The organism is Acidisoma sp. (assembly GCF_965199065.1).
In the GTDB taxonomy this organism is placed as follows: domain Bacteria; phylum Pseudomonadota; class Alphaproteobacteria; order Acetobacterales; family Acetobacteraceae; genus Acidisoma.
This window is the reverse complement of record NZ_CBDAQN010000001.1, coordinates 598938-618421: the sequence shown is the minus strand read 5'-3', so window position 1 is coordinate 618421 and position 19484 is coordinate 598938. Positions and strand designations below refer to the sequence as shown.

Annotated in this window: 20 protein-coding genes; 9 read left to right on the top strand and 11 right to left on the bottom strand. The window is 64.6% G+C overall.

Translation table 11 applies throughout. The annotated features are described in order from the left end of the window. Positions 1 to 27: 27 nt before the first annotated feature. Complete coding sequence (locus ACOEQ1_RS02880; RefSeq protein WP_419757717.1) at positions 28 to 1491, top strand: protein adenylyltransferase SelO; 1464 nt, start codon at positions 28 to 30, stop codon at positions 1489 to 1491. Between the two features lie 33 nt (positions 1492 to 1524). Then, positions 1525 to 1872: a DUF4174 domain-containing protein gene (locus ACOEQ1_RS02875; RefSeq protein WP_419757716.1), complete on the top strand. Its 348-nt coding sequence runs from the start codon at positions 1525 to 1527 to the stop codon at positions 1870 to 1872. A 6-nt stretch (positions 1873 to 1878) separates the two neighbouring features. On the opposite strand, the gene ACOEQ1_RS02870 is transcribed toward ACOEQ1_RS02875, so the two are convergent. Genes ACOEQ1_RS02870 through ACOEQ1_RS02860 form a run of 3 tightly spaced genes read right to left on the bottom strand, consistent with a single transcriptional unit; the run spans position 1879 to position 4966 of the window. Further along, positions 1879 to 2790 (bottom strand): carbohydrate ABC transporter permease, encoded by a 912-nt coding sequence (locus tag ACOEQ1_RS02870; RefSeq protein WP_419757715.1) that lies wholly within the window; start codon positions 2788 to 2790, stop codon positions 1879 to 1881. Then, a complete protein-coding gene (locus tag ACOEQ1_RS02865; RefSeq protein ID WP_419757714.1) occupies positions 2783 to 3673 on the bottom strand; it encodes a carbohydrate ABC transporter permease in 891 nt (296 codons plus the stop codon). Before ACOEQ1_RS02865 ends, ACOEQ1_RS02870 begins: the two co-directional genes overlap by 8 nt. Positions 3674 to 3703: 30 nt before the next feature. Beyond that, on the bottom strand, positions 3704 to 4966 hold the full coding sequence (locus ACOEQ1_RS02860) for an extracellular solute-binding protein (protein WP_419757713.1): 1263 nt from the start codon (positions 4964 to 4966) through the stop codon (positions 3704 to 3706). A 171-nt stretch (positions 4967 to 5137) separates the two neighbouring features. On the opposite strand from ACOEQ1_RS02860, the gene ACOEQ1_RS02855 reads away from it, so the two are divergent. The 3 genes from ACOEQ1_RS02855 to ACOEQ1_RS02845 are packed head-to-tail and all read left to right on the top strand — an operon-like array spanning position 5138 to position 8162. After that, entirely contained in the window at positions 5138 to 6367 is a 1230-nt protein-coding gene (locus tag ACOEQ1_RS02855; RefSeq protein WP_419757712.1) for an ROK family protein, read from the top strand. 41 nt (positions 6368 to 6408) lie between these two features. Beyond that, positions 6409 to 7494, top strand: a complete 1086-nt coding sequence (locus tag ACOEQ1_RS02850; RefSeq protein ID WP_419757711.1) for a Gfo/Idh/MocA family protein — start codon at positions 6409 to 6411, stop codon at positions 7492 to 7494. Positions 7495 to 7514: 20 nt separating this feature from the next. Continuing rightward, complete coding sequence (locus ACOEQ1_RS02845) at positions 7515 to 8162, top strand: ThuA domain-containing protein (RefSeq protein WP_419757710.1); 648 nt, start codon at positions 7515 to 7517, stop codon at positions 8160 to 8162. A gap of 25 nt (positions 8163 to 8187) precedes the next feature. Here ACOEQ1_RS02845 and ACOEQ1_RS02840 read toward each other — a convergent pair whose 3' ends face one another. The 5 genes from ACOEQ1_RS02840 to ACOEQ1_RS02820 are packed head-to-tail and all read right to left on the bottom strand — an operon-like array spanning position 8188 to position 13074. Next, positions 8188 to 9654 (bottom strand): aldo/keto reductase, encoded by a 1467-nt coding sequence (locus tag ACOEQ1_RS02840; protein ID WP_419757709.1) that lies wholly within the window; start codon positions 9652 to 9654, stop codon positions 8188 to 8190. Between the two features lie 3 nt (positions 9655 to 9657). Continuing rightward, entirely contained in the window at positions 9658 to 10635 is a 978-nt protein-coding gene (locus tag ACOEQ1_RS02835; RefSeq protein ID WP_419757708.1) for a branched-chain amino acid ABC transporter permease, read from the bottom strand. Next, positions 10632 to 11543 carry a branched-chain amino acid ABC transporter permease gene (locus ACOEQ1_RS02830; protein WP_419757707.1) on the bottom strand — a complete coding sequence of 304 codons (912 nt, stop codon included), beginning with the start codon at positions 11541 to 11543 and terminating at the stop codon, positions 10632 to 10634. The genes ACOEQ1_RS02835 and ACOEQ1_RS02830 overlap by 4 nt, the downstream gene beginning before the upstream one ends. Further along, a complete protein-coding gene (locus ACOEQ1_RS02825; protein ID WP_419757706.1) occupies positions 11540 to 12286 on the bottom strand; it encodes an ABC transporter ATP-binding protein in 747 nt (248 codons plus the stop codon). Before ACOEQ1_RS02825 ends, ACOEQ1_RS02830 begins: the two co-directional genes overlap by 4 nt. Beyond that, complete coding sequence (locus ACOEQ1_RS02820; RefSeq protein ID WP_419757705.1) at positions 12283 to 13074, bottom strand: ABC transporter ATP-binding protein; 792 nt, start codon at positions 13072 to 13074, stop codon at positions 12283 to 12285. The genes ACOEQ1_RS02825 and ACOEQ1_RS02820 overlap by 4 nt, the downstream gene beginning before the upstream one ends. A 184-nt stretch (positions 13075 to 13258) precedes the next feature. On the opposite strand from ACOEQ1_RS02820, the gene ACOEQ1_RS02815 reads away from it, so the two are divergent. Genes ACOEQ1_RS02815 through ACOEQ1_RS02800 form a run of 4 tightly spaced genes read left to right on the top strand, consistent with a single transcriptional unit; the run spans position 13259 to position 16707 of the window. Beyond that, positions 13259 to 14008 carry a GntR family transcriptional regulator gene (locus ACOEQ1_RS02815; RefSeq protein WP_419757704.1) on the top strand — a complete coding sequence of 250 codons (750 nt, stop codon included), beginning with the start codon at positions 13259 to 13261 and terminating at the stop codon, positions 14006 to 14008. Beyond that, positions 14005 to 14355, top strand: coding sequence for a TIGR04076 family protein (locus ACOEQ1_RS02810; RefSeq protein WP_419757703.1), 351 nt, complete (start codon positions 14005 to 14007; stop codon positions 14353 to 14355). Before ACOEQ1_RS02815 ends, ACOEQ1_RS02810 begins: the two co-directional genes overlap by 4 nt. Before the next feature lie 6 nt (positions 14356 to 14361). Next, positions 14362 to 15414, top strand: coding sequence for an aldo/keto reductase (locus ACOEQ1_RS02805; RefSeq protein WP_419757702.1), 1053 nt, complete (start codon positions 14362 to 14364; stop codon positions 15412 to 15414). A gap of 27 nt (positions 15415 to 15441) precedes the next feature. Continuing rightward, positions 15442 to 16707 (top strand): ABC transporter substrate-binding protein, encoded by a 1266-nt coding sequence (locus ACOEQ1_RS02800; RefSeq protein ID WP_419757701.1) that lies wholly within the window; start codon positions 15442 to 15444, stop codon positions 16705 to 16707. A gap of 53 nt (positions 16708 to 16760) precedes the next feature. On the opposite strand, the gene spt is transcribed toward ACOEQ1_RS02800, so the two are convergent. The 3 genes from spt to ACOEQ1_RS02785 all read right to left on the bottom strand — a co-directional run bounded on the left by spt (position 16761) and on the right by ACOEQ1_RS02785 (position 19422). Beyond that, positions 16761 to 18002 (bottom strand): serine palmitoyltransferase, encoded by a 1242-nt coding sequence (spt, locus tag ACOEQ1_RS02795; protein ID WP_419757700.1) that lies wholly within the window; start codon positions 18000 to 18002, stop codon positions 16761 to 16763. A gap of 163 nt (positions 18003 to 18165) precedes the next feature. Continuing rightward, positions 18166 to 18417 (bottom strand): acyl carrier protein, encoded by a 252-nt coding sequence (locus tag ACOEQ1_RS02790; RefSeq protein WP_419757699.1) that lies wholly within the window; start codon positions 18415 to 18417, stop codon positions 18166 to 18168. A gap of 66 nt (positions 18418 to 18483) precedes the next feature. Then, the gene (locus ACOEQ1_RS02785; RefSeq protein ID WP_419757698.1) at positions 18484 to 19422 is read right to left on the bottom strand and encodes an NAD-dependent epimerase/dehydratase family protein; all 939 of its coding nucleotides are present in this window, start codon (positions 19420 to 19422) and stop codon (positions 18484 to 18486) included. Positions 19423 to 19484: the final 62 nt, after the last annotated feature.

Sequence of the window (19484 nt, the reverse complement as noted above, 5' to 3'; positions counted from 1 at the left end):
TTGGCGCCCGTTCCTGGAGCTCAGCCCATGCCGGTGCGTATCCCGTTCGACAACACCTATGCGCGCCTGCCAGAGCGCTTCTTTGCGCGGCTGAAGCCGACGCCGGTCCCGGGTCCGCGCCTCATTCGCGTGAACAGGCCGCTGGCAGAGAGCCTGGGTATCGATCCTGCCTCTTTGGAAAGCGCAGAGGGCTTGGCCATCTTCAGCGGCAACGCGCTCGCGGACGGGTCCGGCCCGATCGCCCAAGCCTATGCCGGGCATCAGTTTGGCGGCTTCTCACCGCAATTGGGCGATGGGCGCGCCATCCTGCTCGGCGAGGTGGTCGGGCGTGACGGGATCCGGCGGGACATCCAGCTCAAGGGGTCTGGGCCTACCCCCTTTTCAAGGCGTGGCGACGGACGCGCGGCGCTCGGGCCGGTCTTGCGGGAATACCTGCTGAGCGAAGCCATGGCGGCCCTCGGCTTGCCGACGACGCGCGCTCTGGCGGCGGTCATGACCGGCGAGATGGTGCCGCGGGAAACGATGGTGCCCGGCGCGATCTTCACGCGGGTCGCGGCGAGCCACATCCGCGTCGGCACGTTCCAATATTTTGCGGCGCAGGGCGATGTGGAGGCTGTGCGGCTTCTTGCCGACTACGCCATCGCCCGGCACTACCCGCAGGCCGCGGAGACCGCGCAACCCTATCGCGCGCTGCTCGACGGAGTGGTCGCCCGACAGGCCGATCTCGTCGCACAATGGCTGCTGATCGGCTTCATCCACGGCGTGATGAACACCGACAACACGGCCATCTCCGGCGAGACCATCGACTTCGGCCCCTGCGCCTTCATGGATGCGTACGATACGCGGGCCGTTTTCAGCTCAATCGATTACCAGGGCCGCTACGCTTACGGGAACCAGCCCAACATCGCCTTCTGGAACCTCTCGCGGCTGGCTGAGGCGCTTTTGCCTTTGCTGGGCGAGAATGATGACGCGGCGATCGCCGAGGCGAAAGAGTCGCTCGCCGCGTTCGCTCCAAGATTTCAGGCAGCTTACGATGCAGGCTTGCGCCGGAAGATCGGGGTGGTTGGCAATGACGAGGCCGATACCGCGCTGGCTCATGATCTGCTGCGTGTCATGGCGGACAACGGAGCCGACTTCACCCTGACGTTCCGGTCCCTGTCGGAGGCGGACGACGAGGCCGCGCGCGTTCTGTTCAAGGACACGGCCGCCTTTGCCGGGTGGATGGAGCGCTGGCACAGGCATCTGGCGGCGGAAGGAAGCTCGCCGATCGCGAACCGGGCGGCCATGCGAGCGGTCAATCCCGTGTACATCCCGCGGAATCACATTGTGGAGCAGGTCATTCAGGCGGCGGTGTCGGCGGAAGATTTCGGCCCGTTCGAGGAGTTCCTCGAGGTGCTGGCGCAGCCTTACGAGCAGCAGCCGGGGCGCGAACGTTACACGCTGCCGCCGACGCCCGAGGAACGGGTGCTGCAGACGTTCTGCGGAACGTAGGTCTCGGTGCAGGCGGCACCGAGAATGGCTTTGATGGCCCTGATTATCACCACCTCAACAGCGGCCGCACAGTCGCCTCACCGATTGGTGGCGGTAGTGGCGGAACTGAATGATCCGCTTGCCGTGCAAGAGAACGCGATGCTGAAGCAGGACGAGGCCGGATTGCGGTCGCGCGACGTTGTCGTGCAAAATCTCACCCCTGAGGCCGCGCGTCTCAGGGACGATCTGGGCGTGGGTCCGCGCACGACGTTCGAAGTGATCCTTGTCGGCAAGGATGGCGGTGTGAAGTTGCGTCGTGGACAGCCCGTAGCCGCTTCTGAGATTTCGGCTTTGATCGACACCATGCCGATGCGTCAGGAAGAGATGAGGCGTCAGAAGTAGCGGCTCTCAACCCTTTACAGCACCGGCGGTCAGACCCTCGACGATATACTTCTGCGCGATCACGAACATGATGACCGCCGGCAGGATCGTCAGCGTGATGAAGGCCAGCACCAGTTGCCAATTGGTCGAGTACTGACCCTCGTAATCCATCAGTCCGAGCGGCCAGGGGTAGAGGCTGTTCGTGTCGAGCATGATCAGCGGCACGAGGTAGTTGTTCCAGCTACCGACGAAAGCAATGATACCGACCGTTGAGAGAATTGGCCGGGACAGCGGCAGCGTTATGTGGGCGAAGTAGCGCATGTAACCACAGCCGTCGACGAGGGCCGCATCAAGAAGCTCAGTCGGCAACTGGCGATAGGCATTGCGCATCAGGAGCACGCCCATGGCGAGGCCGAAGGCCACCTGCGGCAGGATGACGCCCCAAGGCGTGTCCACAAGGCCCAGCTGCCGCACACGGATGAAGAGCGGTAGAATGGCGGCGGCGGCAGGAAACATCAGCCCGAGCACCAGATAGTTGAACAGGAACCGCCGTCCAAAGAAGCGCAGATGGGCGAACGCGAAAGCGGCAGTGGCCGACAGCGCGACAGTCAGCGCCACCGTGAAGCTCGCGATAAAAAGTGAGTTGCCGAGCACCCGCCAGTAGCGGCGGCTATCGAGGATGTCCCAGTAGTTGCCCCAAAGCCAGACCCGCGGCAGACCAAGCGGGTTGGTGCGTAGCTCGCCCAGATCCTTGAAGCCTCCGAGCACCGTCGCCGTGAGTGGCAGCAACACGACCCCGGCCACGACTATGAGAACCGCAAGGCGCCAGATGGCATAGATGTTCGTCTGCCGCCGGTGCGATCGCTGCCGCACGTCGCTGGCTTGGACCACCGTGCGTTGCAGGCTCGCCTCACGTTTGACGATCGGGAGATCACTCATTGCGCATCAGGAACCGCTGGTAGAAAAGTGCGAACGTCACGCAGACGAGGAACAGCATGACCCCGACCGCGGAGCCATAGCCCACGCGCATGCGGGTGATGCCGAAGTTGTACATGAAGGAAACCATGGTGTTGGTCTGTTCGAACGGCCCGCCTCCGGTCAGCGGTATCACCATGTCGAAGAGCTGCAAGGCCCCGATGACCGAGAAGAACACCGAAAGCTTCAGCATCGGCGCCAGCTGCGGAATGGTGATCGAGCGGAAGCGCTGGAAGGCGCTGGCGCCGTCCATCTCCGCCGCCTCGTAAAGCTGCCGGTCGATGCCCTGCAGCCCGGCGATGTACAGCATCATGTGGAAGCCGAAATACTTCCACACCACCACGATGATGAGCGCCGTGAATGCAAGGTTGGGCGCCGCCAGCATGAACAGCGGCTGCCCGCCGAAGGCCTGCACCACGGCCGAAACCGGACCGTAGTTGCCGTCGAAGATGAAGCGAAAGATCAGTCCCGCGGCAACATCCGCGAGCACGTAAGGCAGGAAGAAGATAAGCCGGAAGGTGACTGATCCCCAGGCCCGGCGCGCCAGAAGCAGCGCCATGCCGAGACCAAGAGGCAACTGGATCGCAATCGAGAAGATAATGATGAGCAGGTTGTTGACGAAGGCCGTCTGGAAGTCGGAGTTGTTGAGCAGACGGCTGTAGTTCTTGAGGCCGATAAAGAGCGTCGGCCAGCCAAGGCCATTCCATTTGAACAGGCTGAACCAGGCGGCCTGCCCGAGCGGCAGGATGACGAAGATGCTGAACAGCAGCACCGCCGGCGGCACGAAGATGAGCGCCGTTACGAGGGCGCCCCCATCCCGCCGCGCCGGGCGCGCTAGGCCAGACATGCGGCTCCCCTCGTCACAGCGCGTTTATCGTCACTCGGCATCCTCCGATGCGTCCTCCACCTGGCGCGCCGCAGCCTTCGGCGTCATCTGGCCTGCGGCGACAGCCACCGACACATCGTTGACCACGCGCCCGACCGATGGCCCGAGTTCCTGATCGAAGAAGATCTGCAGCTCGGTTGCGTTCTGCACCGCGATCGCGATCTGCCGGATGATCGGGTCCTTGATGTACCCGGTCATGCCACTGAGCGCGGGGATATAGTCGCCTTCCGCCGCCGCCTGCTCCTGATATTTCGGCTGAAAGAAGAAGGCGAGGAAATCCTCGGTCTGCGGCGGCGCGTTCTTGGTGATCAGCCAACCGTTGACGCCGCCGAGTTGATCCGTTTCAGGGCCGGGCGTGCCCGCGATCGTCGGAAAACCGAAGACGCCGATGTTGGAGTCAGGCTGCCCCTTGCCGTTCGTGGCGCTGGTTGCCTGCGTGCTCAACATCCAGTTGCCCATAAGCTCCATGGCGGCCTTGCCATCGCCGAACATGCCGGCTGCCTGCAACGCGAGCGTGCCGACATAGCCATCCTGGAATGGGTGCAGCGCCGCCAACTGCTGCAGCCGCTCGCCGGCCTCCACGAACGGCGGGCTGGCGAAGCCGCCGTCCTTGCCGCCTTCCGCCTGCTGCACGATGCCGGTGCCGCCTTCCCGCATCGCGAGATAGGACCAGTAGAAGTGCATCGGCCACTTCTCGCCTGCGCCGACGGCAATCGGCGTGATGCCGGCGGCCTTGAGTTTCTTTACCGCCGCCAGGAAATCATCCCAGGTCTTGATCTGCGTGGCATCGACGCCCGCCTTGGCGAACAACGCCTTGTTGTAGAAGAAGGGCACGTCGCTCGTCAGGAACGGAAGGCCATAGTCTTTCCCGTTCACCTCATACACCTGGGCATCCGCGGAGTTCATCTTCGCCATCAGCGCCTGACCGGTGGGGCCCAACGGGCGAATATAGCCCGCATCGATTTGTGCGCGCATGACGCCGCCACCCCAGCTGTAAATGACAGCGGGCCGGTCTCTGCTCTGCAGCATTGTCGGCAACTTGGCCTTGTAAGCCTCGTTCTCCAGATACTGGAACTGGACTGTAACATCCGGATGCAGCTTCTCGTAGTCGCTGGCTATCTGGTTCCACAGCGCGATTTCTGTTGGATTAGTCTCGACATGGACGAGGCGGATGACCGTATTGGCCTCTGCTGCCATGGGCGACGCCGCAAGCAGTCCGGCCAGTGAAACTGCCCCGATCATGATCCTGAGCATGACGATCCCCCCTTTGGAGATAAGGCGCGCGGCGCGCTCTTTTTTTGTGACGCGCACAAACTCTGCGCATCGCGGCCTGGGCTGTCAAGCTTATCGATGGCGCACACAAAGGATTGACCGTCGTCGCGCCGTTGACAGGGCTATCCTCGACAAGACTTAATACGGGTCACGATGAAAACCGCCGATCCCGAACTGATGCGCGCGATCAACCGCTTCCACGTCATGGATGCAATCCGGCGCGAAGGCCCGATCGCCCGTGTAGAAATCTGCGATCTGACGCAGCTCAGCGCAACGACTGTTTCGTCGATCACCGCTGCCTTGCTGGAGGATGGCCTCGTCATCCCGCGCGCCCTCGGCGGCCTGCGCGACAGCGGTTCCGATCTGGCACGCGGCCGGCCACGCGTGCTCTTGGAACTCAATCCGCAAGCCGCCTTCGTCGTGGGCGTCAAACTCACGCCGGACCACATCACCGTGGCCACAACAGACTTCTGCGCCACCCCTCAGGCGACCCTGACGTTGCCCATCCGCATCAGCCGGCAGCCGGTCTCGGTCATCGCCGACCTGGTCGAGGATGGCGTGCAACGTTGCGTCGCCGACGCGGGCCTTGGAATGGAGAAGGTGGCCGGCCTCTGCGTCGGCCTGCCGGGCCGGATCGAGCGCGCCACAGGTATCTGCCAGTCGAGCCCGATCTTCGGCGAGACCGATGTATCCTTTGCGGCCGCAGTGGAACAGCGTCTCCGGGTGCCGACGGTAATCGAGAGCGATGTCAACCTCGTCACCATGGCGGAGAGCTGGTTCGGCGAGGCGCGAGGCATGGCGGACTTCCTCGTCATCAGCCTGGAACACGCACTCGGCCTCGGCATCATGTATCACGGAGAGCTCTTCCGCGGTGCTGATGGGCTCGCGCCTGATCTGGGCGGACTGTTGGTCGGCGGGCCGGGCGGCGAAGCCCGCCAGACGCGCCTTGGAGCCATCGCATCCGAAGCCGCAATACTTGCCCAGGCGCAGGCGGTGATGAACGGCGCAGAGCATGGCGCCATCTTCCGGGCGGGGCGCGGCATGGCTGCCGTGGTCGCCGCAGCGCAGGCGGGCGATCCGCGGGTCATCGCCATCCTGCAAGCCGCAGGCGAAGCTTTGGGCTTCGCCATTGCAAATCTCGTGTCGCTTTTCGCGCCGCGCATGGTGGTGCTGGCGGGCGAGGCCATCGGCGCCGGCGGGGCGCTGCTCGAAGCGCTGCGGGCCGCCGTCACCCGCTTGCTTCCGCAAGGCTACGCGCCGGTGCCGGAACTCGCCGTGCACCGCTGGAGCGAAGACTCATGGGCGCGCGGGGCTGCGGCTCTCACGCTCCGCGATCTTTACGGCGCGCCATGGAACACAACGGGCCCCGCACGCGCCCGGTAGCGCCAAGCGGTTTGGCCAAGGGACAAGGAAGAACCATCGTCATGCAGAACACTGTGGGCATCGGCATAATCGGCTGCGGCACCATCAGCCCCGCCTATCTCAAGGCGGCGAAAAGCTTCCCTATCCTCGACATTCGGGGACTGGCCGATGCAAATCCGGAGGCCGCCGCGCGGCGTGCCGCCGAATTCGGGCTGCAGCCGATGAGCGTCGACGCGATGCTCGCCGACCCGGGCATCGAGATCGTGGTCAACCTCACCATTCCCAAGGTGCATGTCGAGGTTGGGATGTCGGTCATTGCCGCTGGAAAGCATGTCCATTCGGAAAAGCCGCTGGGCATCACGACGGCCGAGGCGCGTCCGCTGCTCGCCGCCGCCGCCGCGCGCGGCCTGCGGGTGGGATGCGCACCGGACACGTTCCTTGGCGGGGCGCACCAGACCTGCCGCGCTTTGGTCGATGCCGGCGCAATCGGCACGCCTGTCGGCGGCACAGCGTTTTTCATGTGCCCCGGGCATGAACGCTGGCATCCGGCGCCCGCCTTCTACTACGCCGAGGGCGGCGGCCCGATGCTCGACATGGGGCCGTACTACATCACCGACCTCGTCAACCTGCTGGGGCCGGTCGCGGCTGTCTCGGGCATGACATCGATGACCCGCCAAACCCGCACCGTCACCAGCCAACCATTGGCAGGCACGACCATTCCGGTGGAGGTGACGACGCATGTCGCCGGCACCTTGCGGTTTGCTTCGGGCGCAATCGTCTCGATCGCGATGAGTTTCGATGTCCCGAAGCATCGCCACCTTCCGCTGGAGCTTTACGGCACCGACGGCGCGCTGATCGTGCCGGACCCCAACTTCTTTGGCGGCCAGATCGAACACGCGGAGCCGGGCGGGGAGTGGCAGCCGGTGGCCACCGATCACGCCTATGCGGACGGCAACTATCGCATCATCGGCGTTGCCGACATGGCGCATGCGATCCGCGAGAGCCGCCCGCATCGGGCGAGCGGCGACCTCGCCTTCCATGTGCTGGAGGTGATGGAGGTATTTGACCGGTCATCCAGGGCGGGTGCGTTCGTGACGATCGAGAGCCGGCCGGAGCGGCCGGCGCCGCTGTCCATCGGCGGCTTGTGAACAACAAACGGGAGGGTGCGATGCGGGAAGCATTGATCGTATGGGGCGGCTGGGCCGGACACGAGCCGGAGCAGGGTGCCAAGGTTGTCGCGGGGATGCTGGAAGAGGCAGGGTTCAAGGTATATCTCGAGAACACGACTGAGGCTTTCGCCGATCCCGGGATCGCCGATCTCAGCGTGATCGTGCCGATCTTCACGATGTCGAAGATCGAAAAGGAGGAGCTCGACAACCTGACGCGGGCGGTGCGCGGGGGCGTCGGGCTTGCCGGTTATCACGGCGGCATGGGCGATGCCTTCCGCGAGGCGGTGGACTATCAGTTCATGGTGGGCGGCCAGTGGGTCGCGCATCCTGGCAACGTCATCGATTACACGGTGGAGATCACCAAGCCCGAGGACCCGATCGTGACCGGCCTGCCGCAATCGTTTCCCTACCGCTCCGAGCAGTATTACATGCATGTCGACCCTTCGAACGAGGTGCTGGCAACGACGCGTTTCACCGGCGATCATGCACCCTGGATCGACGGGGTGGTGATGCCGGTGGCGTGGAAGCGGCGGCATGGCGAGGGGCGCGTGTTCTACTCGTCGCTCGGGCATGTGGCACAGGAGTTTGCAGTGCCGGAGATGCGCGAGCTCTTCCGCCGCGGTCTTCTTTGGGCGGCGCGCGCGTAGGCGAAACTTCGGGGCGAGGCTGCCCTTAGACGGTGACCTCGGCCTCCGCCTCGATCTCCACCTCGTAGTCGCCGATCAGCGTGCCCGCTCCGAGCAATGTGTTGGCGGGCAGGATGTCGCCGAAGGTCCTGCCGTGCGCGCGAGAGACCGGTTCCCAGGCTGCAGCGTCCCGCAGATAGATGCGCGTGCGGATCACATCCTCCATCGTGCCGCCGAGCGCGGCGATGGACGCGGCAATCTTGTCCAGGATGTAGGTAGCCTGGGCGCCTGCGTTGCCGGGCGCGACGCAGCGGTCGGCGCCATGGGTCGCGGTGGTGCCGGAGACGCAGATGCGGCCACCCACGCGCACGGCGCGGCTATAGCCGGCCAGCGGCTCCCACACACTGCCTGACCGGACCCGCAACCGGCCAGGCCTCCCCGGAACGGCCTCGGCCGCATAGGCGGAAGGGATGGCCGCGAGGTGGTGGCTGAGATCGCCGGAGGCTGTAAGAAAGGGGGGACGGCGGTATTCGTCCCCGCAGTCGCCGGGGATCGGCTTCGCCGCGGTCATGGCGCCGTCAAGCCGAGCACGGTCCTCGGCGTCGAGGACCAACGAGAAGACCTGGGCATTGTCGCGTCGGTGCTCTCTCTCCGTCACGCGGGCGCCGATGATGGCGGCCGCCACCGCCGGCTGGTCCAGCACCCAGCGCGTCGCCACATTGGCGACCGAGACGCCGTGCTTGCGGGCGATCTCTGCGGCCGCCGCGAGGATGGCCTGGAACGCCTCCCAACCGCCGGCGGCGTCGATAAAGCGCTTGTACTTGGCGCGGCTCCAATCCGGCATCGCCGAGGGCTCCGGCCGCCCGAGCCACGTCTCGGACAGAAACCCGCCGCAGAGCGTGCCATAGGCCAGAAGCCGGACGCCGGTCCGCGCGCAGAGTTCGGTCAGAAGGCCGGCGGCGCGCCGGTCCAGCAACGAAAACGAAATCTGGTTGGTCGCGAGCGGAATACCGTCGGCGAGCGCCAGCTCCAGATGAGCGGCGTCGAAATTGGTGACGCCGATGGCGCCGATCAGCCCCTCCCGGCGCAGCGCCTCCATCTCGTGCAGGGCATCGAGCCAGGCCGGATGCTCGAAGCTCCACCAGTGGAATTGCAGGAGGTCGACGCGCGCCACCCCGAGGCGATCCAGCCGCGCCTGCACCCCCGCACGGACGATGTCGGCAGTCATCGGGCCGGGCGGCGGGCACCATTTGGTGAAGGCGAGCGGTCGCCGGTCCTGGCCGGCATGCCGCGTCAGCAGCCGCCCCATGATCAGCTCGGCGCTGCCGTAGTGGTCTGCCATGTCGAAGGTCTCGAACCCGGCCGCGACATAATCGTCGAGCGCTCCGGCGGCGCGGTCGATGTCGAGCGTTTGGCCGCCCTTCTCGATATCGGCGATCTGCCAGAGACCGCAGATGAGCCTGTTGAGACTGAGGCCATTGGGGAGCCGGATAAGATCAACCGGGTTCGGCATGCGTCACTCCAGTGTGGTGGGAGCGGCGCGAACGCCGAGGATATGGCGGGAGACGATCGTCACTTCGCCCAGGATGCCACGCGGCCGCAGCAGCAGGATGGCGCACAAGGCGACGCCGATCATGACGATCTGGAGCGAGGCCGCGCGGGCCTGCTGCTCTGCCGGCACGAGGGCGGCAATGATGCTGGCGGAGATCGCCCAGAGGCCCCAGACAACGACAGCGCCGAGGATGGCGCCCCGGTTATTGCCGGACCCGCCGACGATCAGCATGACCCACACCTGGAAGGTCAGCATCGGCAGGTAGTTGTCGGGCGTGATGAAGCCGATGAAGTGCGCCTGTGCCGCGCCGCCCAGCCCCATGATGGCGCCGCCGATCGCGAATGCCTGTAACCGGAACCGCCGCGCGTTCTTGCCGAGCGCCAGCGCCGCCGTCTCGTCCTCGCGGATGGCGCGCAACACCCGGCCCCAGGGGCTGCGCCCCAGCCGCTCAAGCGCCAGGTAGAGGAGCAGAACGACCACGAGCATGACGGCGAGGTTGAGCGCGCCGAACAGCAGAGGATCATGCGCCGAGCCGCCGAACGGGCGCGGGATGAAGGCGATGCCGAACGGACCACCCGTTATCGGCTGGAGATTGAGCAGGCAGAGCTGAACCACCACCGCGAAGCCGAAGGTCGCGATCGCCAGGTAATCCGCCCGGAGCCTCAGCGTGAGCCCACCGACGAACAGGGTGGCAAGTCCTGCGGCCAACCCGCCCCCGGCCCAGCCAACCAGGATTGGAAGGCCGAAGCCGCCGAGATGATCGGGCGAATGCGGTGTCGTGAGCAGGGCCGAGACATAGGCGCCGACGCCCACGAAGCCGGAGACGCCGACGTTGAAGAGACCGGTCTGCCCCCACTGGACATTCAGCCCAAGGCAGATGACGGCGTAGGTCAGCGCGACCGTCATGAAAAAGGCGCCGTAGCTGAACAGATGCAGGATCATTCGGCGCGTCCGAACAGGCCCTGCGGACGCAGGAGCAAAATTGCGACAAGGATGACGAAGGCGACCGCCGACCGCCACTCGGCGCCGCAGATCTGCACAGTGAGCGCCTCGGCAAGACCGACGATCAGCCCGGCCAGCATAGCACCGGGAACGCTGCCGATACCGCCCAGGATGGCAGCTGCGAACAGCGGCAGCAGCAGGTCGAGCCCCATCTCCGGGCGGATTTGCACGATGAGCCCGGCCATGATGCCGGCGATGCAGGCGAGCCCAGAGCCGAGAACCCACACTGTTCGCACGACGCCGCGCACATCGATGCCGACCACGCCGGAGAGCAGCGGGTTCTCGCTCACGGCGCGCATCGACCGGCCAATGCCGGTGCGGGTGATCAGCAGATGCACGGCCCCCGCCAGCACCGCCGCGACGCCGAGGCAGAGCAGCTGATCTGGCGTGGCGCGCACGCCACCGCCGAGCCGCATCGCGATCTGAAGGTTCGTGGTGTAGTAGGCGGGACTTGAGGTGAAGATGAATTCGAGCAGGTTGCGCAAGGCCAGCGCCGCACCGAAGCTTGCCATCACGAGAATGATGACGGCGCCGCGCCGCGCGCGCAGCGGCCGGAACAGGATGGCATCCACCAGCAGCGCCAGCCCCGCGGTGAGCGCGACCGCCACGATCGCCGCAACCGGCAGCGACCAACCGAAGGAAAACGGCCCGATCGGGGTCTCGAGCCCTGCGAAGAAATAGCCCAGCGCACCACTGACAGCGAAGGCGAAGTACGCGCCCCAGGAGATGAACTCCCCATGTGCGAAATTCGCGAAGCGCAGGATGGAATAGGTCAGCGTGACCCCGACCGCACCGAGCCCGATGATCGTGCCGGAGATGAGGCCGTCGATCAGGATCTGCGGGTTCATGCAGCGCCGGCGTGACGGCTGTGGCGGGCGCCGAGATAAAGCTCGCCCAGAATGGGGTCCTCGGCCAGGGTTTCAGCCTCGCCCTCGTGCGCGATACGCCCCTCGACCAGAATAATCGCGCGGTCGGCGATCGCGAGCGCCGCCTTGACGTTCTGCTCCACGAGAATTGTCGTGACGCCACCTAGGCTTATGGCGCGCAGCCGGGCGAAGACCTCGGCCACGATCTTGGGCGAGAGGCCTGCAGAAGGCTCGTCGAGGATCAGCACCGACGGCTCGACCACCAGGGCGCGTGCGACAGCCAGCATCTGCCGTTGGCCGCCCGAGAGCTGTCCCGCGCGATGCCGCGGCCGAGCGCCAAGATCGGGGAACATCGCGTAGAGCGCGGCGATACGGCTGCGGCGCTGGTCCTTCGGAAGGATGTTTGCGGCAACCTGAAGGTTCTCGTGAACCGAGAGCGTGGTGAAGATGTTTTCCGTTTGCGGCACGAACGCGAGACCGTGCCGGACCTTGCGGTGCGCGGGGGAAGCGGTGATGTCCGCGCCATCCAGAAAGACACTACCCGAATGTACCGGCACGAGGCCGGCGATGGTCTTGACGAGGGTCGATTTGCCCGCGCCGTTCGGCCCGAGCACAGCGAGGAGTTCGCCCGCCCGGACGGCGAGATCGACGCCTCGCACAATCGGCAGATCGGGCTCGTATCCCGACACAAGCCCGCGCGTCGCCAACACGGTGACATCACTCACGCAGCGCCGCCGAGATAGGCATTGATGACGGCAGGATCGCGCGCCACGTCAGCCGGCTTACCCTGCGCCAGAACCTTGCCCGCCGCCATGACCACGACGCGGCCGCAGAGGCGGTTCACCATCTCCATGTTATGTTCTATGATCAGAATGGTTTTGCCTTGCGCGTGCAGCGCGCGGATCTTGTCGATGATGAGTTCCAGCAATGCCGGATTAACGCCGGCGGCGGGTTCGTCGATCAGGATCGCCTGCGGATCGGCCATGAGGATGCGGGCGAGTTCCAAGAGTTTGCGCTGGCCGCCCGATAGCACCCTTGCCGGCTCCAGTGCCAGCCGCTCAAGGAGCAGAAAGTCGAGCAGCCCCCGCGCCTTCTCCACCGCTGCCTTCTCCTCCGCGGCGACACGGCCGGGCCGCAGGAAATTCATCCAATGGGTTTCCCCTGTTTGGCCTTGAGCCCCGGTCAGCACATTTTCCAGCACGGTCATCTCCCCGAAGGGCCGCGGGATCTGAAACGTCCGGCCAAGGCCGCGCATGAGCCGCTTGTCCGGGCCTTCGCGTGAAATATCCACGCCGTCGATCCGGATCTCGCCAGAGGTAGGCTTGAGGCTGCCGGCGAGCAGATTGAACATTGTCGTCTTCCCGGCGCCGTTCGGCCCGATCAGACCGACCATCTCGCCGTGCGCCAGCGAAATCGACACCCCGTCGACCACCCGCATCCCTCCAAACAGCTTGACCAGCGTCCGGGCCTCGACGAAGGGCGGACGGTCCGCCCCAGCATCCTTCGTCGGCATCAGAGCTCCATATTTTAGTCTGCAGGGCAGCTTTTTGATGTTTGATCAAAGACATTGACTTCGACCAGAAGGTCCAGTCAAGTGGGAGTTGCATTGCATTGGGGTAGCGATATCTACTCCGAAGCCGTCCAGATCCGAATATGACCACTACTCGCCTCCAGCATCTTCGTGCGGTGAAGACGGAATGAACGTGCACAGCCTTGCCTCGGCTAAAGCGCCGGTCCTTGATACTCCGAAAGTCGAGCGGCATGATTTCCTCGCATCGATCGGACGCGAAACTCTCCGGGAACGCGTCTATTCTGCATTGCGCCGCTCTCTGATGCATGGCGCCTTCGAAGCCGGGGAAGTGCTGCGTATCGTCGAACTGGCGCAACGATTGCAGACGAGCGCCATGCCGGTACGCGAGGGCATCGGGCGTCTCGTATCCGAGCAAGCGCTGGAGGCGATGCCGAACCGCTCAGTTCGTGTGCCCCTCATAAGCCGAGAACGGTTGGATGACCTCACCCGCGCCCGTTGCCTGGTCGAAGGAGAGTTGGTGGAACTTGCGCTGCCAAATCTCGGAGATGCGGATTACGCCGTCTTGAGGTCTCACACATCGGCATGTGAGGCCGCATTCGCAGGCGGCGCTGCGAACAGGGCGCATGTTGCTGCCGGGCTCAATCATGCCTTCCATTTCCACATCTATCAGGCGGCCGGGTCAGCCGTGCTCATTCCAGTTGCGGAGAGCCTGTGGCTACAGTCCGGTCCCTATGTCCGGGCCGCTGCCCAAACGCATAATGAGGCAACGGACCAACCCGCCTTCAAATACCATTGGACACTGATCGAGGCGCTTGAACGCAGAGACACGTCAGCGGCCGTTCAGGCTCTGAACAGCGACATCACACAGTCCTTCAACGTGATCCGCGCGCACCTCGATGAGGACGCCGAAGCATGACCGGATTACCCGACGATAGCTTCGAACTCTATGATCTTCGTGTCGAGGTGGTCGCCCCCGCCGGCGGTCCGATCTATTGCGGCGCCAAACCGGGCGATTATTTCGAGTTGCGCGGGGAATTGTTGTTCTTGCCGCCTGATCAGGGTTTCTCCATCTACTCCCTGGCATCGGTGCTGCCGCTGCTCGCTGCCAAGCAGCGCACGACGCATCGCCACGACTGGATGACCACCGATGCCGACATTGCCTGCCCCGATCCCAACTGCTCGACCCGGCTAAGGATAACGCGCACCGGACGGCGACGGTTCAGCCACGCCGAGACCACGGCCACTCCCCTTTGCGATCTATGAAGAGCGATGATCCACCGCACACAGTTGGCGTCTGACCACGAGATTTCGCGGATAATTCGCGGCGGCTGGCAGATGGCAGGCGGACATGGCGATGTCAGCCCGGCCGAGGCAGTTCTCGACATGATGGCGTTTGCCGAAGCCGGCATAACCACGTTCGATTGCGCCGACATCTACACCGGCGTCGAGGAGATGATCGGCGCCTTCCGCCTTCGCTACGGCGCGGAGTATGGCACCAGTGCGCTCGACCGCATCAAAATCCATACGAAGTTCGTGCCGGATCTCGATATCCTGCCTCGCATCACCAAAGCTGATGTCGAGCGCATCATCGATCGATCACTGCACCGGCTGCGTGCCGAGGCGCTGGACCTTGTTCAGTTTCATTGGTGGGACTACGACGCCCCGCGCTGGCTGGACACTGTCCACTGGCTGGACGAATTGCGACGCGCAGGCAAAATCCGGCACCTCGGCGGCACCAACTTCGACACTTCGCACATGCTCGCCATCGTCAACGGCGGCGTCCCCCTCGTCTCGATGCAGGTGCAATATTCGTTGCTCGACCGCAGGCCGGAAAACGCGATGGTCGAAGCAGCTGCCAAACACGGTGTGGCGCTTCTCTGCTACGGAACGGTGGCCGGCGGCTTCCTGAGCGACAGATGGCTTGACCAGCCGGAGCCTCAGGCGCCCTTGGAGAACCGCTCGCTCGTCAAATACAAGTTGATCATCGATGATTTCGGTGGTTGGGATTTGTTTCAGGCGCTGCTATCCGTACTGCGTCGTCTGGCCGACAGGCGCAACTCGGATATAGCGACCGTCGCCAGCGCGGCGATGCTTGCAAAACCCGGTGTCGCCGCTGTCATCGTCGGTGCGCGCAATCGTTCGCATCTTGCCGACAACCTGCAGATCACGGAGATCGTGCTGACCGCAGACGAGACCTCAGAAATCGACAAAGTACTCGCGGCGGCAATCCCGATTGCAGGCGATGTCTATGCGCTGGAGCGCGACCGCTCCGGTCGCCACGGTTCGATCATGAAATACAATCTCAGCACGGGCACTGCCTGACCCGACAGCCTCTTACGGAGAACCATGATGAAAGGTCTACTCGTCGCCGCCGCCGCGCTCGGGCTGATAGGTTTGGCGGCAAAGCCTGCCTCTGCCGCTGGCTGCGAAATCACTGTCGGCATGGTGATGCCGCTGACGGGACCAGCCGGCGCCTATGGTCAGGCGGGCGCGAAGGCGGTCGCCATGGCATTTCGCGACTTCAACGAAGCCGGCGGCGTCCATGGCTGCCACTTGGTGACGGACACACGAGACAGCCAGAGCCAGGGCAACGTCGCGGTGGACCAGGCAACTCAGCTCGTCGACATCAAGAAGGTTCCCGTCATCATCGGCGGCATCATCTCCTCGGAATCGATCCCGATCCTCACCTCGGTCACGGCGCCAGCGGGCGTCGTTCAGGTGTCCCCGGCCTCGTCCTCGCCAACGCTCACTCAACTTTGCCACGCCGGGAAAACGAACGGCGTGTTCTTCCGCACGATTACCTCCGACGCCCTTCAGGGCACGGCGGCAGCAAAATTCGCGATCGACGAGGGCTTGAAGAAAATCGCGATCATCGACGTGAACAATGATTTCGGCGTGAATATGGTTAAGCAGTTTTCGGCCGCCTATAAGACGCTTGGTGGTTCGATCACCTCGATCACGCCGTACAATCCGGACCAGTCGAGCTACTCGGCGGAGGCAAGCGCCGCGATGGCGGGCGACCCCGACGCGCTCTATCTGATCAGCTACCCGGTTGACGGCGCTACGATCGCGCGAGCCTGGATCTCCGACGGAGGGCCCGCGAAGTTCTTGCTCAATGACGGCATGAACTCGTCCGACTTCATCGCGGCCGTCGGGGCCAGATACCTCAACGATGCCTACGGCACGTCATCGGGCACCGCCGAAACCGCATCGACCAAATATTTCTATGGAAATTTCAAAGCCTTCTCCGGCGGCATAGCGCCGGATGCCCCAGCGGCGGATCGCTCATACGATGCCGGGGCTGTCGTCGCACTTGCCATCGCGAAGGCGGGCGACGGCAACCCGGCTGCGATCAAGGCAGCCATCCCAGAGATCGTGGCGCCCGATGGTGCACCGATCTATGCCGGCCGAGAGGAGTTCACCAAGGCGCTCGCCCTGATCGCTGCAGGAAAGCCGATCCGTTACGAGGGCGTCATCGGACCGATCAACTTCGACACGTGCGGGGACATCACCGGCCCGTTCCGCCTTTGGCGGATCCAGAACGGTGTGGTGACGACGATCGGCCAGATGAGCGCGGAAGATGTGAGCAAGATTCAAAGCGCGCTGACGAAGTAGCCAGAGACGCGCGGCCTTGGGAGTAATGCCGGCCGCCTCGGGCGGGCCTGCCGCTAAGCGAAGACCTCTCGTTCCGCAACGAGCGCCGGCTTGCTCGTCCCACCGGGATCGATCCCAAGTGCAGCGGCGGTGGCGATGAAATGCGCTGCCGCCGCCTCCACCTGAGCGGGCTCGTGTGCCGCCGTCAGACTGGAGCGAAGCAGCGCGCGCCCGTCCGGCGTCGCCGGTGGCAGGGTCAGGTTCACGTAGACGCCACGGTCCAGCAACATGTTCCAGAAGGCGACGGCTGTGGAAACATCGGGCATGTCGACCGAGACGATCGGGCTCACCTGGGGTCCCAAGATGAACCCGGCCTGCGATAACGCACCGTGGAATTGCCGTGCATTCGCCCATAACCGGTCGCGCAACTCAGGTGCCGACTGCAGCAACTTCAAGGTGGCCCGGACTGAAGCGACGACGGACGGTGGCATCGAGGCGGTGAACATGTACGGTCTGCAGGCCACTCGCAGGATGTCGAACCCGGCATAGTCGGAGACGCAATAGCCACCGACGCTTCCCAGGCTTTTGGAGAACGTGCCGACGATGAAGTCGGCGTCCTGCTCTACGCCGGCGGCCTCGGCAAGGCCGCGCCCTCGAGCGCCAAGCACGCCGAGCGAGTGGGCCTCATCCACCAGCAGCGTCGCCCCCTCCTCCCGCTTCACGGCGGCAATTTCGGCCAATGGCGCGCTGTCGCCCAACATCGAATAGATGCCCTCGACGACCACCAGCCGGCTCCCGGGCGAATCCTTGAGGCGACGCAAGCGGCGATAGAGGTCGTCCGGGTCGTTGTGGCGGAAGCGGATCACCTGGGCCTGGCTTAGCCGGCTGCCGTCATAGATGCTGGCATGACTGTCGGCATCGATCAGCAGGTGATCGTCCTTCCCCGCGAGCACCGACAGCATGCCCAGATTGGCTTGGTAGCCGGTGGTGAACACCATGCAGGACCGGCGGCCGTAGAAGGCCGCGACTTCTTCCTCCAACTTCTGATGCGAGCCGGAGGTGCCATTCGCGATGCGTGATCCGGTGGTGCCGGACCCTTCATGCAGCGCCGCGTCGGCGGCAGCCTTGCGGGCGACCGGATGCTGGCTGAGACCAAGGTAGTTGTTGGTGCCGAACAGCAGGACGCGGCGGCCCTCGATCCAGCCTTCCGTGGCCGACTCGGTGGGCTCGATGAGCACGGCGAACGGGTCGCGTCCCCCTTCGGCAAGCTGCTGCCGGGCAATGCTCAATGCGGCGAACTTTGCGAGGATCGACATGCTCAGGCGCAACCTCTGCCCGAGGCGACGGCTACGTGGTGGACGGACCACCGCATGCAGGGTGCCAGTCGGCAGCTTGGGGTCGAAAGGGACGGCATGGCGGTAAATCCTTCAAGGGCTGCCCGGTGAACCACGCCTTGTCGCGGTTCAAGACTTTCCGACCTTAGCGTAAATTCTTGAGCTCGGTCAGGCACCGTGCGAGGTCATCAACCGTGCGTATATCGGTCAGCCGATCGAGGGGGACAGAGACATCCAGCTTGTCCTCGATCTCCATGACGAAATCCATGACGGCAAGGGAATCGAGGCCGAGATCATCCACGATGACCGTCGTACCTTTAATGGCATGGGTCACCTTCGGGTTGGCGGCCAACGTGTCTATCACCAGCCGCGTGACGGTATTCTGGTCCATGCTCATGAAATTCCCTGTACTCCAGCTAGCGGTCCCATAGGGCGCGACGCATGACAACCATCCCATGCTCCGTCAGGCAAGCCACCCCTCCTGCCGATACCATGCAACGGTTGAGGCGAAGCCACCGCGGAGACCGATGGAGGGAACCGCGATGGCGGAGGGCAAGAGTTCTCTCGGCGTCACGGCCCAGTCGGGATGCACGATCTCCCGCGCCTTCCCGGCGCTGAATATGGCGGGGCTCCCACGCCACGAGTTTAACAGGGTTGCGGCCCGGCCGCTGAAGCGCACCAGAGGGTCCGGCAGCGGCAGGAAGCGGGGACGCGTGCCCAGAGCCTCAGCCGCCGCGGCCAAAATCTCGCGCGGCGCGTAGCCATCAGGGCGGGTATCGGCCAGCGCGTACACCGAGCCGCCCGGTGCGTCCTCCCTGGCGGCCAGGGCTGCGATCGCGGCAGCGGCGTCAGCGGCATGGATCATGGCGATCCGGGACGATCGCGAGCCCGGAACCGGAACGACGGGGAGCGTTGCAAAACGGAAGATGCCGAGGGTTGCTCGATCCCACGGTCCGTAGATCACCGGCGGACGCAGGATGCTGAGCCGGCCGGGAAACGTCGCGGCCAATGCCTGCTCCCCGGCCCGCTTGCTCTCCGCATAGGCGGAAAGCTGCGGGGCGCGAGCAGCGAGCGAGGAGACGCCGATCAGATGAGCGTCCGGCGCGTGGCGTGCAACCGCCTCCCCAAGACGCCGTGCGCCGTCACCGTTGACGCCGAGAAACTCCCGGCGTGACCGTGCTCGCGTCAAACCAGCCATGTGAATGACGACATCCGCGTCTGCCACGAGAGCGGCGAGTGACGCCGCATCCTCCATTTGGCCGGGGACGGTCTCGACCGCCGGCGTCTGCCAATCTGATCTGGGGTTATTGTCGCGCACGAGGATACGGACCCTGAAGCCCCGTGCAGTGAGCGCCGGGACAAGGTGGCGTCCAAGGAACCCGGTCGCCCCGGTGACGGCCACGCGAAGCGCTGCGCTGTCCCGATGTTGATCAACGCGCTGCCGGTCCCAGACCGCTAAACCTT